The sequence below is a fragment of the Streptomyces sp. NPDC048290 genome (assembly GCF_040652095.1).
GTDB lineage: Bacteria > Actinomycetota > Actinomycetes > Streptomycetales > Streptomycetaceae > Streptomyces.
Window position 1 is genome coordinate 104,158 of record NZ_JBEZLM010000026.1, and the last position, 16,957, is coordinate 121,114.

Sequence of the window (16,957 nt, forward strand, 5' to 3'; positions counted from 1 at the left end):
TGATGGGCCGGGTGATGGGCCGGGTGATGGGCCGGGTGATGGGCCGGGTGATGGGCCGGGTGATGGGCCGGGTGATGGGCCGGGTGATGGGCCGGGTGATGGGCCGGGATGGGATCGGCCCGGTAGGTCACACCAGGCGTACGGGCTTCTCCGGGCGTATGCCTGTCTTGCTGAGCCAGCCGCGCAGGGGCGTGGGGTCGCCGCGCTCCAGCAGGCTGAGCACCTTCGGTGTGAGGTCGGCCGCCCGCTCACCGGCGACCATCAGCGACGGTCCGTCCAGCCAGTCCAGGCCGGGCTTGGCACCGGCGGTGTCCATCGCGGCGCAGCACACCATCGCCGCGATGTGGTCGGCGAGCAGTTCGCGTGGGCTGCGGGGTGGCTGGAGCGGGAAGAGGGGGAGCCCTCCGTCGTCCCAGAAGTCGGCGTCGGGGGCCGGGGTGGGGGCGCCGGTGGAGCCGGTGGAGCCAGGGGCGGAGGAGCCGGTGGCGGAGGAGGACGCCTGGGCCGCCTGCGCGGCTTCCTCCCGGGCGAGTTCGCTGCTCAGCCGCTCGGCGAGGGTGGTGCTGCGGGCGGTGGTGGTGGGGATCAGATCCTCTTCGAGATCGGGGAAGAGGTCGGGCGGGACCTCGGAGGAGGACTGGAGCGAGGGCTCTGAGGAGGGCTGGAGCGGGGGCTCGGCGGAAGACGGGGAGGAAGGCTCGGTGGAGGACCGGGAGGAAGGCTCGGTGGAGGACCGGGAGGACGGCTCGGCACCCGGTCCGGCGGACGTCGCCGAAGGCTCGGCGAGATGGTCGAGTACGCGGTCCAGGGTCGGGGCGTCGGAGTGCGGCCCGCCGGTGCGGCGGACCCCGAGGGCGTCCAGGACCCGGTGCAGCCGGGCGGCGTCGGTGCGCCACTTGCGGTCCACGACCTCCTCCGGGTACTCCTGCCAGTCCACCGGCGACCAGTCCGGGCCCGGCTCGGCGGGACCCCCGTGGAACAGCCGGGCGGCGAGCAGCGAGGTCGCCTCGTCCACCACTCCCGGCTCTTCGAGCAGATCGCAGGCGGGACGCTCACCGAGACGGGAGGCGAACCCCTCGGCCAGCCGGTCACGCCGGGACAGCTCGGTCAGCGCGGCGACCACGCCCGCGTCCAGCCGGGACGGCCAGCGGCCCATCCGCCAGGCGGGCAGCGCGACCCGGGTGAGCAGCCGGTCCCATCCGGCGTACGCCAGGCCGACCTGCTCCTGGGCGACGATCCGCAGCCCGTAGTCCACCGCCTGGGCGCGCTCGGCCGCCGCTGCGGCGACCCCGCGCTCCATCTCGGCGGCGTGCACCCGGCAGCCGCGCAGCATCCAGCGGGCCACCGAGCCGATCCCGCCGAGCACCGCGCGCGAGAGGGGATCGCGGCCCGGCGCGGCGGTGACCGCCACGGCCGCGTCCAGCCCCCGGACGAAACGCCGGGCGGCGGCTATGTCGGGGTGCGCCGACGGTCCCGTACCGGCGACGACCGGGGCGAGGACCGCGCGCAGCTCGCCCACCCGCATCCACCACAGGAAGGGGGAGCCGATGACCAGCACGGGCGCGGCGGCGGCGCGGCGATGGGGGCGGCCCACGCCCGCTATCTCGTCGTCACCCTGGCCGGACGGGGGCGGGCCGCTCTGGGCCGGGTGGGTGCGGTCCTCCAGCCAGCTGTCGCAGTCGGGGGTGAGCGCTATGGCGGAGGGCGCCGGGACGTCGAGCCGGTCGGCGAGGTCGCGCACCAGCCGGTAGAGATCCGGCGCGGACTCCTCCGGGATGGGGACCGTGGGGGTCACGGCCGGGCGGGCGCGGGCGACCACCAGGGCGACGGCCCCGGCCGCGGCCAGCACCAGCAGCGCGAGCACACCGACGATCCAGCGCGCGATGTCCCAGCCCGCACCGGCGAGCTGCCCGGTGGACCCACCGGCGAACAGGATCACCGCCGCCGCCGCGGGCAACAGGGCCACGGCCAGCGCACGGCTGCGCACCCGCAGTACCGCCAGGGCACGCGCACGCGCGCTCTGGGCTCCTGCCTCCACTCCGATCCCCGTCACGACCGGACCTCACCCCCTCTGCCGTTCCTGCTGCTGTCGCCGTTCTTCCCGTACTCGCCGTTCCAGCCGCTGTGGTGCTTTCCCGGCTTTCCCGGCTTTTGCTCACTCCCCCACTGTGGCACCCGCCACTGACATCGCAATGCCGGTGGGCCAAGTGCCGGAACGCTTGCGCCGCACCCTAGTTGGGGGCCGGGCCGTCGTCAGCCGGATGGGGGAGCGGTCACTCGATGGAATGGCTTTGGGGAGAGGTGGATGACACAGGGCAAGGATCAGGCCCCGAATCCAGAGACGGTTTCGGGGCCTGAGGGGTTCGGCCGGGGTTCGGCCGGGGTGCGCACCGGGGCTCGGCTCAGCCTCCGGCAACGCCCGAGGCGGCCTTCGCCGCGATGTCCGTACGGTGCTGGGAGCCGTCGAGACCGATGCGGGTGAGGGCGCGGTAGGCGCGCGCACGGGCCTCGGTGAGGTCGTCGCCGGTCGCGGTGACCGACAGGACCCGGCCACCCGCGCTGACCACCGCGTCCCCGTCCTGCCTGGTCCCGGCGTGCAGGACATAGGCGTACGGGGCGTCCTGGGCGGCGACCTCGTCGAGGCCGGTGATGGGGTCGCCGGTGCGCGGGGTGCCGGGGTAGTTGTGGGAGGCGACGACGACGGTGACGGCCGCGTGCTCGCTCCAGCGCAGGGGGGCGAGGTCGCCGAGGCTGCCGTCGGCCGCGGCGAGCAGCACCCCGGCCAGCGGGGTCTTGAGCCGGGCGAGGACGACCTGGGTCTCCGGGTCGCCGAAGCGGGCGTTGAACTCGATCACCCGCACGCCCCGCGAGGTGATCGCGAGCCCGGCGTAGAGCAGCCCGGAGAAGGGCGTGCCGCGGCGGCGCAGCTCGTCCACGGTCGGCTGGAGCACAGTCTCCAGCACTTCCTTGACCAGCTTGGGATCGGCCCAGGGCAGCGGCGAGTAAGCCCCCATGCCGCCGGTGTTGGGACCCTCGTCGCCGTCGAGCGCGCGCTTGAAGTCCTGCGCGGGCTGGAGCGGGACGACCGTCTCGCCGTCGGTGATCGCGAAGAGGGAGACCTCGGGACCGTCGAGGAACTCCTCGATGACGACCCGCTCACAGGCGTTGGCATGGGCACGGGCGGCGTCGAGGTCGGAGGTGACGACGACCCCCTTGCCCGCGGCGAGCCCGTCGTCCTTGACGACGTACGGGGCGCCGAAGGCGTCGAGCGCCTCCTCGACCTCGTCCGCGTTCACACAGACGTACGAGCGGGCGGTGGGCACTCCGGCCGCCGCCATCACATCCTTGGCGAACGCCTTGGAGCCCTCCAGCCGCGCGGCCTCGGCGGAGGGGCCGAAGACCGGGATGCCCGCCTCGCGCACGGCGTCGGCGACCCCCGCGACCAGCGGCGCCTCGGGCCCTACGACCACCAGCCCGGCGCCCAGCCGGGTGGCCAGCGCGGCCACGGCACCGCCGTCCAGCGCGTCGACCGGATGCAACTCGGCGACCTCGGCGATTCCGGCGTTGCCGGGCGCGCAGTGCAGCGCGGTGACGGCGGGGTCGAGGGACAGGGAGCGGCACAGGGCGTGTTCGCGGGCACCGCTGCCGATGACGAGGACCTTCACGGGGTCAGCCTAACGGCAGCGGGCGGGGGGTCTTTGTGGGGGTTGCTGAGGGGGTGGGGGTGGTGGGGTTGTGGGTTTCTCCAAGCGGGGCGGTCGCCTGGCGCGGTCACCCGGCCCAGTTGCTCGTTCGCCTACTCGTTGGTGAACTCGTCGACCACCGTGGCGCCCAGTTCCCGCACGATCAGGTCCTGCCCGGAGAGGGCCGACTCGTCGAGATCGGGATCGTCGTCCTCCGGCACGTCGTCCTCCGGGGCGACCGGCGGCGGGGCGGCGGGCGCGGAGGGGCGGACGGGGGGCGGTGCGGCGGGCGTGGGCGCCGAGGCGCCGGGCCGGGCCGCGGCCTGGGAGGCGGGGGGCTGCGGGGCGCCGCCCGGGGGGCTGTAGGAGCTGGGGGCACCGGGGGGCCCGGGGGAACCGGGAGATACGGAGGGCGCGGGTGGCACGGACGCGCCGGAGCCGTACGACGACCCGCCGCCGGAGCCGTACGAGGACGCGCCGCCGGAGCCGTACGGGGAACCGCCGCCGGGGCCGGGCGGTGGTGGGGCCGAGCCGCCGGAGGGGTCGATGACGGCGTCGATCTTCCAGTTCACGTTGAACTGCTCGGCCAGCGCCTGGCGCAGCACCTCCTCGCTGCCGCTGCTGGCGAAGTTGTCCCGCGCGCCGGCGCTGGCGAAGCCGAGCTGGAGGGTGGTGCCGTCGAAACCGACCACCTGGGCGTTCTGGCTGAGCAGAATCCAGGTGAAGCGGCGCCGGTTCTTGACCGCTTCCAGGATGTTGGGCCAGAGGACACGGGGGTCGAGACCGCCGGTGGGGGGCGGGCCGACGGAGGTGGGGGCGGCGGCCGGGGTCGGTGCGGGGGAGGAGGGGGCGGCTGCGGCGGGAGAACCTCCGGGCGTGGCACCTGGCGTGGCTCTGGGCGCGGCTCCCGGCGTGGCGCTGGGCCAGCCGCCGGGACGACGACCGGCGGCACCCCCGGCCGCACCGGTCGGCCAGGCACCCGGACCGGAGGGCGGCGGAGGCTCGGAAGGCGCGGACGGGGGCGCGGGCGCCGGTTGAACGGGCGGCGGCGCGGCCTGCGCCACCGGGGCGGGCGCGGCAGGCGGGACCCCGCTGCCGCCCTCCCCCGCCACGGACCCGCCAGGCAGGGACGGCGCGGGATGCCCATGGGCGCCGGGCCCGGGGACGTACCCCACGGCGGGCAGTCCGGCAGGAGGACCGGACACGGAGACACTGATCCCCCGCTCCAGCCGATCGATACGGGCCATGACGGACCGCTCGTCGCCATAGGCGGCGGGCAGCATGACACGGGCGCAGATCAGCTCCAGCTGGAGCCGCGGCGAGGTGGCGCCGCGCATCTCGGTGAGCCCCTCGTTGACGAGGTCGGCGGCGCGGCTCAGCTCGGCGGCGCCGAAGACCTCGGCCTGGGCGCGCATCCGCTCCACGACATCGCCGGGGGCGTCGAGCAGCCCCTTCTCCACGGCGTCCGGAACGGCGGCGAGGATCACGAGATCCCGCAGCCGCTCCAGCAGATCGGCGACGAACCTCCGCGGGTCGTTCCCCCCCTCGATCACCCGGTCCACGACCTCGAACGCGGCGGCCCCGTCCCCGGTGGCGAACGCCTCCACGACGGAGTCGAGCAGCGAACCGTCCGTGTACCCGAGCAGGGAGGTGGCCATGGCGTAGGTCACACCCTCGGCGGTGGCACCGGCGAGCAACTGGTCCATGACGGACATCGAGTCCCGGACGGACCCGGCGCCGGCGCGCACCACGAGCGGCAGCACCCCGTCCTCGACCGGGATCTGCTCCTTCTGGCAGACCTCCCCGAGGTACTCGCGCAGGGTGCCGGGCGGGACGAGCCGGAACGGATAGTGATGGGTCCGCGACCGGATGGTGCCGATGACCTTCTCGGGCTCGGTGGTGGCGAAGATGAACTTCAGATGCTCGGGCGGCTCCTCCACGACCTTGAGGAGCGCGTTGAAACCGGCCGACGTGACCATGTGGGCCTCGTCGATGATGTAGATCTTGTAGCGGCTGCCCGCGGGCCCGAAGAACGCCTTCTCGCGCAGGTCACGGGCGTCGTCCACACCACCATGAGAAGCCGCGTCGATCTCGATGACGTCGATCGAACCGGGTCCGTTGCGGGCGAGATCCTGACAGGACTGGCACTCGCCGCAGGGGGTGGGTGTCGGCCCCTTCTCGCAGTTCAGACAGCGTGCCAGGATGCGAGCGCTGGTGGTCTTCCCGCAGCCGCGCGGCCCGCTGAACAGGTACGCGTGATTGACCCGGTTGTTCCGCAGCGCCTGCTGCAACGGGTCGGTGACATGCTCCTGCCCGATGACCTCGGCGAACGACTCCGGGCGATAACGGCGGTACAGCGCGAGAGACGACACGCATACGAGGTTATAGGCGCCCACTGACAACCGGGCCCGCGCCAACGCGAGCGCCCCCCACGCACCCGCCAGAGCCGACCTACCCTTGCTGCCTTCCGGCCCTGGGGGAGTTCAGTCAGATAGCGCCGCGTGAGGGGCTTCGCACAGGGTACCCGATGTGAGGTGCGGGAACGAGTTCGCGAGCACTCCTCTCGGTCATGTAATGTTCCCGGCGGAGGATTCGCCTAGAGGCCTAGGGCGCACGCTTGGAAAGCGTGTTGGGTTCACACCCTCACGAGTTCGAATCTCGTATCCTCCGCCAGTGCCTCACCGGGCACGATGTCGAAGGGCCCCACCGTTCGCGGTGGGGCCCTTCGTCGTGGTTCTGCTCACTGGTCACCGTGGCATGCGAACGGCTCCATCGGTTGGCCTCTTCTGGGGCGGTCGAGGTGGGCGGGAGGCCGTCGGCTCTCGTTGGGCTGGGCCTGTCCTCGTACGGGACCGCCGATCGCCGGAATACGCCATCCTGGAGAGCCGCTCCCGGGGCTCCGGGGCGCTGTGGAGTTCCCCAGGCTGGCGAGGTGTACGCGCATGAAATCCCCTTCACCGCTGGCGGCATGGCTGGGCGGCCTCGATGGGTCTCGGCTGGCACGTGTGCTCGAAGCGCGCGAGGACGCCATGTCTCCTCCGGAGCCACGCTCGGTGGGGGAACTGGCGGACCGGCTTCGGCGCCCCGGATCAGTGGCGCTGTGCCTGCCGAGGCTCGCGCTGCCGCACCTCCAGGTGGCCGAAGCGCTGGCGGCACTGGGGACGCCCACGTCGCGCGAGGCTCTGGCGGAGTTGCTCGGAGCGACGGACGACGAGGCCGCTCGCCCACTGGACGCCGTACTGGAGGTGCTGGCCGATCATGCTCTGGTCTGGCCGGACGGCGCGCGGAGGCTGCACATGGCGGCTCCGCTGCGCCGCGCGTGGGACGCGCCCCTGGGGCTTGCTGCTCCGCTGAACGAGCTGCTGGCAGGGACGACCTCCGAGGAACTGCGCCGCATACTGGCGGTCCTGGACGTCAAGCCGCCGGGCACCAAGTCGCAGCGGCTGGCCGCACTGGTGGCACATCACAGCGATCCGGAACGGGTCGTCCCGCTGGTCGCGAAGGCCCCGGCCGCGGTCCGCGAGTTGCTCGCGCATCGGGCACGGTCCTCGCCCTCCATCATGTTCGGCACCGGTCCACAGCGTGGGCCAGGGGAGCGCTGGGCGCTCGACCGGGGGCTCCTGGTCCAGGACCGTCACCACCAGGGCCCCGCCCGTATGCCTGCCGAGGTGGCGCTCGCGCTGCGTGGGCCCGGCTGGCACGCCCCGTTCGCGTATGTCCCGCCCTCCGTGCGCACGGCGGCCGTCACCCCGGTGGAGGCGGATCGCGAGGGGTCGGCCGCCGCGGTCGTGTTCACGGCCCGTGCCGCCGCGGTCCTGGCGGTCTGCTCGGCGACCCCGCCCGCCCGGCTGAAGTCCGGCGGGATCGGTACGCGTGAACTGGCTCGCATCGGCAAGGCCGCGCAGGCGGACGACGCCGTCGTACGGCTCACCCTGGAGAGCGCGTACGCCGCCGGGCTCCTGGGGCGGGACGGTGATCAGGTGACGCCCACCGAGGCGTACGGCACCTGGGCCGAGCAGGAACCCGCGGACCAGTTCGCCGTACTCCTCTGGGCGTGGTGGGTTCTGCCGCTCACGCCGGCACAAGCGCGCGACGAGGACAACAAGGCGCTCCCGGCCCTCGCGGGAGCGGCCCCCTGCGGCGGCTGTGTGCAGGCCCGCCACGGGTTGCTGGCCGCGGTCGGATGGCTTCCGGCAGGGCGGGGTGCGGTGATCGCCTCGGATCTGGGGTCCCTGATCGCCTGGCAGCGTCCGCTCGCCCACCCGTCACCCACGGACGGGACACCGTTCGCGACCGTGATCCGTGAGGCCGAGATCCTTGGTGTGCTCGCTCGCGGTACCGGGTCCGCGTTCGGCGTCCATCTGCTGACCGGCGACACGGAGGCGCTGGCCATGGAGTGCCGGCGGCTCCTGCCCCCGGCCACCACGACGGCACGGATCGGCGCGGACCTCACCGCCGTCGTCACCGGCACTCCGTCCGCCCGGCTGGCCTCGCTGCTGGACTCCGTCGCCGACCGGGAGAGCGGTGGCACGGCATCCGTGTGGCGGTTCAGCGCGGGCAGCATCCGCCGGGAACTGGACGCCGGGCGTGGGGGCGACGACATCACGGCCGATCTGGCCGCTGTCGCCGCCGGGCCCCTGCCGCAGCCGCTGACGTACCTGATCGCCGACACCGCCCGGGGTCACGGGCGGATGCGGGTCACCGCCGCCACCTGCGTCATCCACAGCGACGAACCCGCCCTCCTGGCCGAACTCGCCGCACACCGCAAGCTCACCGGGCTCGGGCTACGGCGGTTGGCCCCGACCGTGCTGATCGGCCGCAGCCCGCTCGACACGACTCTCGCCGCGCTCCGGGCCGAGGGGTACGCCCCCGTCGCCGAGACCGCCGAGGGCACGGTACGGATCGAGAAGGGCCGTCCGCGGCGGGCCGCCGCCCGGGTACCGGCTCCGCGCGGCGCCCACGCGGGGAACGGTGGGGCGACACCAGCCGCCGCCGTCGACCCGCACATCCTGGCCGCCCGGCTGCTGGCAGCCCCGCCGACGCTTCCCGACCCCTCACCGCTCGACGGAGGAGCGCCCTTCGCGACGGACACCGAGGAGATCCTCGCGGGCTGGGCGAAGCACCTGCCGTACAGCGACATCCGCCAGCTCGCGCACGCCGTCGACGCCGGTACGGCCATCACCGTCGAGTACGTCGCCACCTCGGGGAACCGGACGGTCCGCACCCTCAGCGACCTCGCCCTGGACCCGCCCTATCTCGACGCCTGGTGCCACCTGCGCGACGACGAGCGCGTCTTCACCCTCTCCCGTATCCATGGCGTCATGCCCGTGTAGGCCCCGGCAGGAGTTCCAGTTCCGGGTGATATCTCGTCGGGTCGTCGAAGAAACGGGTGGGGTGGTTCTTCAGGTGGAGGTCGAGGAAGCGTTTCGTGGCGGTGCGTTGGGCCGCCAAGGAGGGGGCCGGGGGGATCGTGCCGATCAGTTCCTCCGCCGCCGGGATGTCCAGGTGGGGGGTCAGTTGGGGGAGGATCGTCTGGAGGTCGGTGTAGGAGCCGTGGGCCGCGTCGCGTAGGCGCAGGGCGCGTTTCCAGGTGGTCGTCGCGGTCCAGAAGGTGTTCCAGCCGGGGACGTTGTCGAAGGTGTGGGTGGCGGAGGCCAGGAGGAGGAACGGGGTCCGGGCGCCCGTGGTGGCCACCGGGCCGATGAACTCGCCGTCCAGGTTGATCGCCGCGCTGATACGCGGGTCGTCGTGGGCCAGTTGGGCGGCCACCGAGCCGCCCAGGGACTGGCCCAGGGCCGCCGTGCGGGAGAGGTCCAGGGCGGTGGGGAGGCCGGGCGGGAGGGGGCGGCCCGTGGCGTCGGGGTTGTGGCCGGCGGTGAGAGATTCGAGGGCCGTGAGGATGAAGGCCGCGTCTGCCAGGCGGGCTCGGGAGTGTTTCGCCAGGAGGGCCGCGATGATCTCCGGGGTCAGTTCGTCGGGGAGGGGGATCGCCCTTTCCACTCGGCCGCCGGGGAACTCCACCTGGTCCGCCTCGTAGGTCGAGTCGATGGTGACCACGAGGTAGCCGTGGGCTGCCAGGTCCTCCACCAGGGTCGTGCCCAGCGCTCTGATGCCGCCGTCCCCCGGGAGGAACAGCACCACCGGGCCGGCTCCCGGTGCCGCCGGGGCGCCCGTCCGGGCGTGGGTGCGGATTCCCCGCCAGTCCACCGTTCCGGGCGGGATCGTCAGACCGGGGGCCGAGTGGCTGTCCCAGTCGGCCGCGGCGGCGGGGCCGAGCCAGGGGGTCGTCGGGTATGTGGCCCGGTGGCGGGCCGGGTACCAGAGGGTGACCATCAGCTCCCGGAAGGGCTTCGACGGGAGGAGGGGGTCGGGGCGGGTCCGGTCCACCAGGTGCAGGTCCACCGTGCCGATCGGGTGGCGGGTCGTGGGTGGGGGGAGCGACACGGGGAGGGGCGGCGTTCGGGGGGACGACGACCAGGCCGCTGTCGTCGCCGTGGTCATGGTCGTCGTCATCAGGGCCGCTGTGGTCAGTTTCAGGAGGGTTCGGCGGGTTGGGTTCGGCATCCTCGGCTCCCGTTGTGGGGTGTGGTGGGGAGAAGGGTTTCAGGGGAGCGGGGGTCTTCGCGTCGTACGGCGGGGTGGGGGGCGGGGCGACCCTGGGGGGTGTTCGGCGGGGCGGGTCCTTCCTGTGGAGGAGATCGGGCGGGGGGCGCGGGACTTAGGTTGGGGGGAGATACAGGGGGTGGGGCGTGGGTGCGTGGTGGAGACAGGGGGTGCCTCCGCTCCTGCTGGACGGGCTGCTGGCGCTCGGGGTCTTCGTGGTGACCCTCGGGCCGGGGCAGCTGGCCGGGGTCCGGGGTGTGGTGCTCCAGGCGGCGCTGATCCTGCCCCTGGTGTGGCGGCGGCGGGCACCCCTGGTGGTGTTCGGGGTCATCGCCGGCGTCGCGTCGGTGCAGTGGTCGTACGGGGTGCAGTTGCCGGGGGATGTGGCGCTGCTGATCGCTCTCGGGACCGTCACCTCCCGCTCCGCGACCCGGCCCGCGCTGCTGGCCGTGGCCGTGCTGGAGGCCGGTGCCGTGCTGTCGGCGGTCCGCTGGGCGCCCGAGGGGCGGTTCCTCGCCGCGCTCTCGGCGACCAGCGCGCTGGTCGCCGCCGCCGCGCTGCTCGGGGCGAACGTACGGGTCGGACGGCGGGCCCGGCAGGAGCGCGCCGCCCATCTGGAGCGGGCGCGCGAGCAGACGGAGCGGCTGGCCGTCGCGGCGGAACGGGCCCGTATCACCCGGGAGGTGCATGACAGCGTCACACACCATCTGTCCGTGATGGTGGCGCTCGCCGACGCGACCGTGCACGCCCGGCCCGGCGACCCGTTCCCGGTGCTGGACCAGATCGCCGGGACCGGGCGGCGGGCGCTCACCGACATGCGCCGGTCGCTGGGCCTCCCGCCGGACGGTGCCGTACGCCGTCCGGGCTCGGGGCTGGGGGAGCTGGAACGGCTGGCCGGGCGGATGCGGGACGTGGGGCTGCCGACGGTGGTGCGGGTGGTGGGGGACGCCGGGAAGGTGCCCGGCGACGCGCAGCTCGCCGTGTACCGGATCGTGCAGGAGTCGCTGACCAACGCGCTGCGGCACACCCCGCCGGGGACCCGGGCCGAGGTGCGGGTGGTCTGCTCGGCGCGGGGCGTCACCGTCGAGGTCACCGACGACGGGCCCGTCGTACCGGCCAGGGTGCCCGGCCGGGGGATCGCCGGGATGCGGGAGCGCGCCGCCGCCTTCGGGGGGAGTCATCGGGCCGGGCCGCTGGCCGAGGGGGGATGGCGGGTCTTCGTCCGGCTCGGGCTCGATCGGGAGAGCGAGGGCGGCGGATGACCGTGCGGGTGCTGCTGGTCGATGACGAGGAGCTGTTGCGTGTCGCGTTCGGCATGATCCTGCGGGCCGAGCCCGACATGGAGCCGGTCGGGGAGGCCGGGGACGGGGAGACCGCGCTGCGGCTGGCCCGGGAGCTGCGGCCGGACGTCGTCCTGATGGACGTACGGATGCCCGGTACCGACGGGATCGAGGCGACGCGGCGGCTGCTCCAGGAGGCGCCGGACACCCGGGTGCTCGTCCTGACCACCTTCGATCTGGACGAGTACGCCTTCGACGCGCTGCGGGCCGGGGCGTCCGGGTTCCTGCTGAAGAACACCAGGCCCGAGCAGTTGCTCGCGGCGATCCGGGACGTGGCCGCAGGGGACGCGGCCGTCTCGCCCCGGGTCACCCGGCGGCTGCTGGAGACCTTCGCCCGCCAACTGCCCCCCGCCGTCCCGGGAGCCGTGGAAGGTGACGTACGGCTGCGGGGGCTCAGCGGGCGCGAGCACGAGATCCTCGTCCAGGTCGCCCGGGGGCTGACCAACGCCGAGATCGCGGCGGCCACCGGGCTCGCGGAGCCCACCGTCAAGAAGCACTTCGGGCGGGTCCTGGCCAAGCTCGGGCTGCGCGACCGCGTCCAGGCCGTGATCTTCGGCTACGAGGCGGGGCTCGTCCGCCCCTCATGACCCGCGTGCCCCGTCCCGGCGAGGGTGCGCGGCGGGTCCGTACGCGGCGCCGACGGGCGCTCCCAGCGGCTGGGGTAGGGGTACTTGCGGTTCAGGAAGGCATGGATCGCCAGATGCGCCTTCACCCGGGTCTCGGGCGGGGTGTCGACGTCGTTGAGACAGAAGAAGTCGATGTCCTCCCCGGCCGCCAGCCGGGCCAGCCGGCGGGACATGTCGGGGGTGCCGAGCTGGACATAGCGGAAGCGGTAGTCCGCGGGGACCGCCCGGCCGGTGGCGATGGCCCAGTGGTGGTGGAGGGTCGACGCGGGCGCCAGGTCCGTGGTGGAGCGGAAGCGGGAGTACGAGGTGTTCTCCAGCTCCTCGATGTGCAGCGCCTCCATCTCCCGCATGACCGGCAGGAGTTGAGGGTGCGGGGTGTGCAGGGACTTATGGGTGATCTGGCGGCCGTGGAAGCGCTGGATCACCTCCCGGGTGTTCTTGCCCGCCGAGTTGGGGGCGGGCTCCAGGGGGTGGGGGGCGCCGACGCCCAGCTTGAGGGGGGAGAAGGGGATACGGGCGATGCCGTTGCCGTGGAAGAAGTGGCCCGCCGTCACCGGGCGGTTGATGAAGACGTCGTCGTTGAAGTACAGGTAGTGCTCGGACAGGCCCGGGATGTGGTGCAGCCTGCTCTCGATGGCATGCGAGTTGAAGACCGGGAGGGCGTCCGGCGGCAGGATGTCCCGGTGGTCGACCAGGGTCAGACCCGGGGTCTCGGAGTTCAGCCAGGACGGCTTCTGGGAGTCCGTCACCACATACACATGGCGGATGAAGGACGCGTACATCTCCAGCGAGCGCAGGGCGTACTTCAGCTCGTCATGGCTGGTGTAGCGGGAGGCGCCGGTCTCCCGGGGGGCGATCTCGTTACGGGTGCCGCGCTGGTGGGCGGCGCGTTTCGCGGCCAGCTCCGGATCGTCGCCGTCCACCCAGGTGTACACGGCGTCCACCGGGAACAGCACCTCGTCGATGCCGGGCTCGGCGAACGGGGCGAACGTGGGCAGCGGGCGGCGCCCTCCGGTGAGCACCGCCGGGCGCTGGGCGGCGGGCGGGAGCACCTCGGAGACCGGGTTGGACCGGGGCGCGATCAGGGCCGGGCCGAAGACGTCGGGCAGCTTGCTGCCGGGGACGGTGAGCCAGGCCGGGTCCGTGCCCGGCGGGCTGTCCAGGTCCTGCCCCGGGCGCCAGAATTCGAGGTCGCAGCCCGCTTCCAGACCGCTCAGGACCTGCCCCGCCGGACCCAGCCGGACCACTCCGGTGCGCAGGACCGGGGCCGTGCGCAGCGCCTTCGGGAGCTTCCCGTCCGCCCACAGGACGGCCCGGGGGACCGTGCCGTCGGATGCGACCGCTCCCACGTACACCGGGGTGGCCGCGAAGCGCTGGGCGGCGCGGGCCAGGATCGCGGCGCGGTGGCGCTCCTCCACGCCGATGATCCGGCGGGGGGCGGTCCGGCCGTCGGCGGTGGGGATCACGAAGTACGGGACCCCGGCCGCCTCCAGCAGGGCGCTGACCCGTTCGAGATCGGCCTCGGCGGCCTCCGCCGCGGTGTAGCCGCCGACGCCGCGCCCGAGCAGCCGGGAGGGGCCGAGCGCGACCCGGCGCAGACCGGGGACGGCGGCGCGCAGCCGGCGGCGGCGCCGGGCCCGGGTCGTCGTCCACAGCCGGGACGACGCGGTCAGACGGAGCCGGTCCAGCAGGTCCCGTACCGCTCTGAGGATCGCCGGAGCCGCGGTGTGCTGACGGATTTCCATGCCCCCGGGCCCCGTCAGTCGCGCTTCTCGAAGGGGCTCGGGAAGGGGAAGTAGTCGTCCAGGAAGGCGTTCATGCGCTGGCCGATCTGCTCGCGCTCCTCCGCCGGGACATCGACGTCGTTCAGGCAGAAGAAGTCGAAACGGCGGTTGCGGCGCAGATCGGCGAGGCGGTGCTCGGCGTCCGGGCGGCTGATGTTGACATACCGGAAGCTGTACTTGCCCGGGACGCCGTGGCCGGTCATCAGCGCGTACTGGTAGAGCAGCGGGGCGGTGACGGCGATGTCCTGCGGGTTGCGGAAGCGGGACCCCATGGTGCGGCGGATGTCCTCGGGGAACAGCTGCTCCAGGGCGAGATGGGTCTCGCGCTGCTGCGGGAGGGGGGTGTGCATGAAGTTGTTGGTCGTCATCCGGCCGAACTTGTCCAGCAGCAGGGCCCGGACGTTCTTGCTCGCCGAGTTCGTCGCCGTCTCCTCGGAGTGCGGCTTGCCGATGCCGATCTTCAGCGGGGAGACCGGGACCTTCATCAGTCCGCTGCCGTGGAAGAAGTGCTCGGCGGTGATCGGGCGGCCGACGAACACATCGTCGTTGAAGTAGAGGTAGTGGTCGGACAGGCCCGGGATGTGGTGCAGCCGGGTCTCGATGGCGTGCGAGTTGAAGACCGGCAGGACGTCCGCCGGGAAGATGTCCCGGTGGTCCACGACCGTGATGCCGGGGGCCGAGTCGTCCAGCCAGTGCGGCTTCTGGCCGTCCGTCACCAGGTAGATGTGGCGGATGAAGCCCGCGTACATCGCCAGCGAGCGCAGCGAGTACTTCAGCTCGTCATGGCTGGTGTAGCGGGAGGCGTTGGTCTCCTTGTCGAGGATCTCCGCTATGCCCCGGTCCTGGTAGCGGGCGCGCTTGGCGCGCATCTCCGGCTCCTCGCCGTCGACCCAGGTGTAGACCACGTCCACCGGGAAGGTCACGTCCCCGACCGTGGGGAGGGTGAGCGGGGCGAAGGCGGGCAGCTCGCGGTCGCCGATCCGGACCGTCACCGGGCGCTGCTCGGCCGCCGGGAGGACATCGGTGACACCGTTGTTCCGGGGCGCGATCAGCGACTCGCGGAACACGTCCTCCGACGCCTGGGGGGCGACCTTGGCCAGCCGGCGCGGCCCGTCCTCCCCGGCCATCAGCCGCCCGCCGTCCTCCCAGAACTCCACGTCGCAGGCCAGCTCGAACCCGGCGAGCAGCTGACCGGCCGGGCCGAGCTGGTTCTCGCCGATCCGCAGCACCGGCGCGGTGCGCAGCGCGGCGGGCAGGGCGCCGTCCATGAAGAGCGCCGGGTGCTTGAGCTTGCCGCCGGGCAGCGGGCGCCCGATGGACACCGCCGTACCCGCGTGGCGCTGCTCCAGCGCGGCGAGGAACCGCGCCCGGTCCACCACGTTCACCCCGACCGTGTGCCGCACCCGCGAGCCGGGCACCAGGAAGTACGCGATGCCCTCCTGCTCCAGCGCGTCCACCACCAGCGCGAGGTTCGCGGCGGCGGCCTCGTCGGCGGTGAACCGGGTCACCACCCGGCCGTAGAGCTGCTGGCCGCGTACGGCGACGGGGCGGAGCACCGGGTCCGTGCCGGCCGCCCGGCGGCGCCGCCGCATCGTTCGCAGCTGCCACACCTTCTCGGATGCCTTCCGCTCGACTCGCGGGCGCATCCGACGGGCGAAGGAACGCACGGTCACGTTCTGGGCTCCTCTATCAAGTACCTGGACACATGCCTGCCTTGGGGCAGACGGACACGCGCGGCGGAAGGTTGTGGATAACTTCTTCGAGAATTAACTAGGAAAGGGTAGTTCGCACAGACGGATGACAGAGGTGAATGGTAAAAGACAAGCCCCTTGGAACGGTGTGATGGTTGTCACCGGCAACGACAGCGGGTGACTGAACCGGGCCGTGTCCGCTGCCTCGGCACGCCCCTCACCTCGGGCATTACCCCGGAGGTCATCGACCCGCCGCCCCCGCCGGTGCCACGCTCGGTCGTGCCGCACCGACCCTGGGAGGACGCCATGACCGCCTACGCCATCGCCCGGCTGCACAACCCCACCGCCCACCCCGAGGTCGCCGAGTACATCGAGCGGATCTCCGGGACCTTCACACCCTACGGCGGACACTTCCTGGTGCACGGAGCCGCCCACGAGGTGACCGAGGGGCGGTGGCCCGGGGCCGTCGTGATGATCGGGTTCCCCGGGATGGACGCGGCCCGCGCCTGGTGGGACTCCGCCGCGTACCAGGAGATCGCCCCGCTGCGCTCCCGCCACATGGACGGGGACATCATCCTCGTCCCCGGGGTACCGCAGGGGTACGACCCGGCGGACACCGCCCGCGCGATGCGGGCCGGGCTGGAGGCGGCGGGCTGACGCCTTGGTCTGCTGATGCGCGATCCGGTGAAACGGGTTTCGCTGGTCTCGACGGGTTCGACGGTTCGACGGTTCGACGGGGAGAGGGGAGCGTGAGGGTCCCGTGGCACGCAGTCGGCGCCTGGTCCTCAGTCCGCCCGACGACGTCTGGGCGCTGCTCGCCGACGGACGGCGGTACGGGGAGTGGGTGACGGGGACCCGGGCGGTACTGGCCGTGGACCCGGACTGGCCGGGGGTCGGGGCGCGGCTGCGGGTGCGGGTGGGGGCGGGGCCGCTGTCGCTGGAGGACACCGTCGTCGTACGGATCTGTGAGCCGGGGCGGCGGCTGGAGCTTGAGGCGCGGGCCGAGCCGTTCGGGGCCGCGCGGATCGCCATGCGGCTGCTGCCCTGGGGCGGGCACACGCTGTTCACCCTGGACTGGCATCCACTGCGCGGACCCGGCACCCGGATGCACGGACTGCCCGTGGACTATCTGGTGGCCGTGCGCAACGGGATGATGCTCACGAAGTTCGCGCGGATCGCGGTGGGGGAGACCCGGGGGTGACGGGACGGGACGGTCAGCCGGGCAGGCAC

The 16,957-nt window shown here is 73.3% G+C and carries 11 protein-coding genes, 1 tRNA gene and 1 other RNA gene; 6 read left to right on the forward strand and 7 right to left on the reverse strand.

What is annotated here, in order from left to right:
• Window positions 1-127 precede the first annotated feature (127 nt).
• The 4 genes from AB0D49_RS33965 to ffs all read right to left on the reverse strand — a co-directional run bounded on the left by AB0D49_RS33965 (window position 128) and on the right by ffs (window position 6,197).
• A complete protein-coding gene (locus AB0D49_RS33965) occupies window positions 128-2,053 on the reverse strand; it encodes a hypothetical protein (RefSeq protein ID WP_362765278.1) in 1,926 nt (641 codons plus the stop codon).
• A gap of 349 nt (window positions 2,054-2,402) precedes the next feature.
• Window positions 2,403-3,665 carry a phosphoribosylamine--glycine ligase gene (gene purD, locus AB0D49_RS33970; protein ID WP_362765280.1) on the reverse strand — a complete coding sequence of 421 codons (1,263 nt, stop codon included), beginning with the start codon at window positions 3,663-3,665 and terminating at the stop codon, window positions 2,403-2,405.
• A gap of 131 nt (window positions 3,666-3,796) precedes the next feature.
• Window positions 3,797-6,055: a DNA polymerase III subunit gamma and tau gene (locus AB0D49_RS33975; RefSeq protein WP_362765283.1), complete on the reverse strand. Its 2,259-nt coding sequence runs from the start codon at window positions 6,053-6,055 to the stop codon at window positions 3,797-3,799.
• 43 nt (window positions 6,056-6,098) lie between these two features.
• An RNA gene (gene ffs, locus AB0D49_RS33980) (signal recognition particle sRNA small type) lies at window positions 6,099-6,197 on the reverse strand.
• A 71-nt stretch (window positions 6,198-6,268) separates the two neighbouring features.
• Between ffs and AB0D49_RS33985 the strand changes: the two genes are divergently transcribed.
• Together AB0D49_RS33985 and AB0D49_RS33990 are read left to right on the forward strand one after the other, a co-directional pair.
• Window positions 6,269-6,356: transfer RNA gene (locus AB0D49_RS33985), tRNA-Ser, on the forward strand.
• Window positions 6,357-6,625: 269 nt separating this feature from the next.
• Window positions 6,626-9,016: a helicase-associated domain-containing protein gene (locus tag AB0D49_RS33990; protein ID WP_362765286.1), complete on the forward strand. Its 2,391-nt coding sequence runs from the start codon at window positions 6,626-6,628 to the stop codon at window positions 9,014-9,016.
• On the opposite strand, the gene AB0D49_RS33995 is transcribed toward AB0D49_RS33990, so the two are convergent.
• Window positions 9,003-10,196, reverse strand: coding sequence for a lipase (locus AB0D49_RS33995; protein ID WP_362765289.1), 1,194 nt, complete (start codon window positions 10,194-10,196; stop codon window positions 9,003-9,005). The two genes, AB0D49_RS33990 and AB0D49_RS33995, sit on opposite strands and share 14 nt — an antisense overlap.
• 260 nt (window positions 10,197-10,456) lie before the next feature.
• On the opposite strand from AB0D49_RS33995, the gene AB0D49_RS34000 reads away from it, so the two are divergent.
• Window positions 10,457-11,548, forward strand: a complete 1,092-nt coding sequence (locus AB0D49_RS34000; RefSeq protein ID WP_362765291.1) for a histidine kinase — start codon at window positions 10,457-10,459, stop codon at window positions 11,546-11,548.
• Window positions 11,545-12,213: a response regulator transcription factor gene (locus AB0D49_RS34005; RefSeq protein WP_362765293.1), complete on the forward strand. Its 669-nt coding sequence runs from the start codon at window positions 11,545-11,547 to the stop codon at window positions 12,211-12,213. The genes AB0D49_RS34000 and AB0D49_RS34005 overlap by 4 nt, the downstream gene beginning before the upstream one ends.
• Here the strand turns inward: AB0D49_RS34005 and AB0D49_RS34010 are convergent.
• On the reverse strand, window positions 12,183-13,997 hold the full coding sequence (locus tag AB0D49_RS34010; protein ID WP_362765295.1) for a stealth family protein: 1,815 nt from the start codon (window positions 13,995-13,997) through the stop codon (window positions 12,183-12,185). The genes AB0D49_RS34005 and AB0D49_RS34010 overlap by 31 nt on opposite strands.
• 14 nt (window positions 13,998-14,011) lie before the next feature.
• Window positions 14,012-15,709, reverse strand: a complete 1,698-nt coding sequence (locus tag AB0D49_RS34015; RefSeq protein ID WP_362765298.1) for a stealth family protein — start codon at window positions 15,707-15,709, stop codon at window positions 14,012-14,014.
• A 324-nt stretch (window positions 15,710-16,033) separates the two neighbouring features.
• Here AB0D49_RS34015 and AB0D49_RS34020 point away from each other — a divergent pair, with 324 nt between their 5' ends.
• Window positions 16,034-16,384: a DUF1330 domain-containing protein gene (locus AB0D49_RS34020; protein ID WP_362765300.1), complete on the forward strand. Its 351-nt coding sequence runs from the start codon at window positions 16,034-16,036 to the stop codon at window positions 16,382-16,384.
• A 103-nt stretch (window positions 16,385-16,487) separates the two neighbouring features.
• A complete protein-coding gene (locus AB0D49_RS34025; RefSeq protein WP_362765303.1) occupies window positions 16,488-16,928 on the forward strand; it encodes an SRPBCC family protein in 441 nt (146 codons plus the stop codon).
• Window positions 16,929-16,957: the final 29 nt, after the last annotated feature.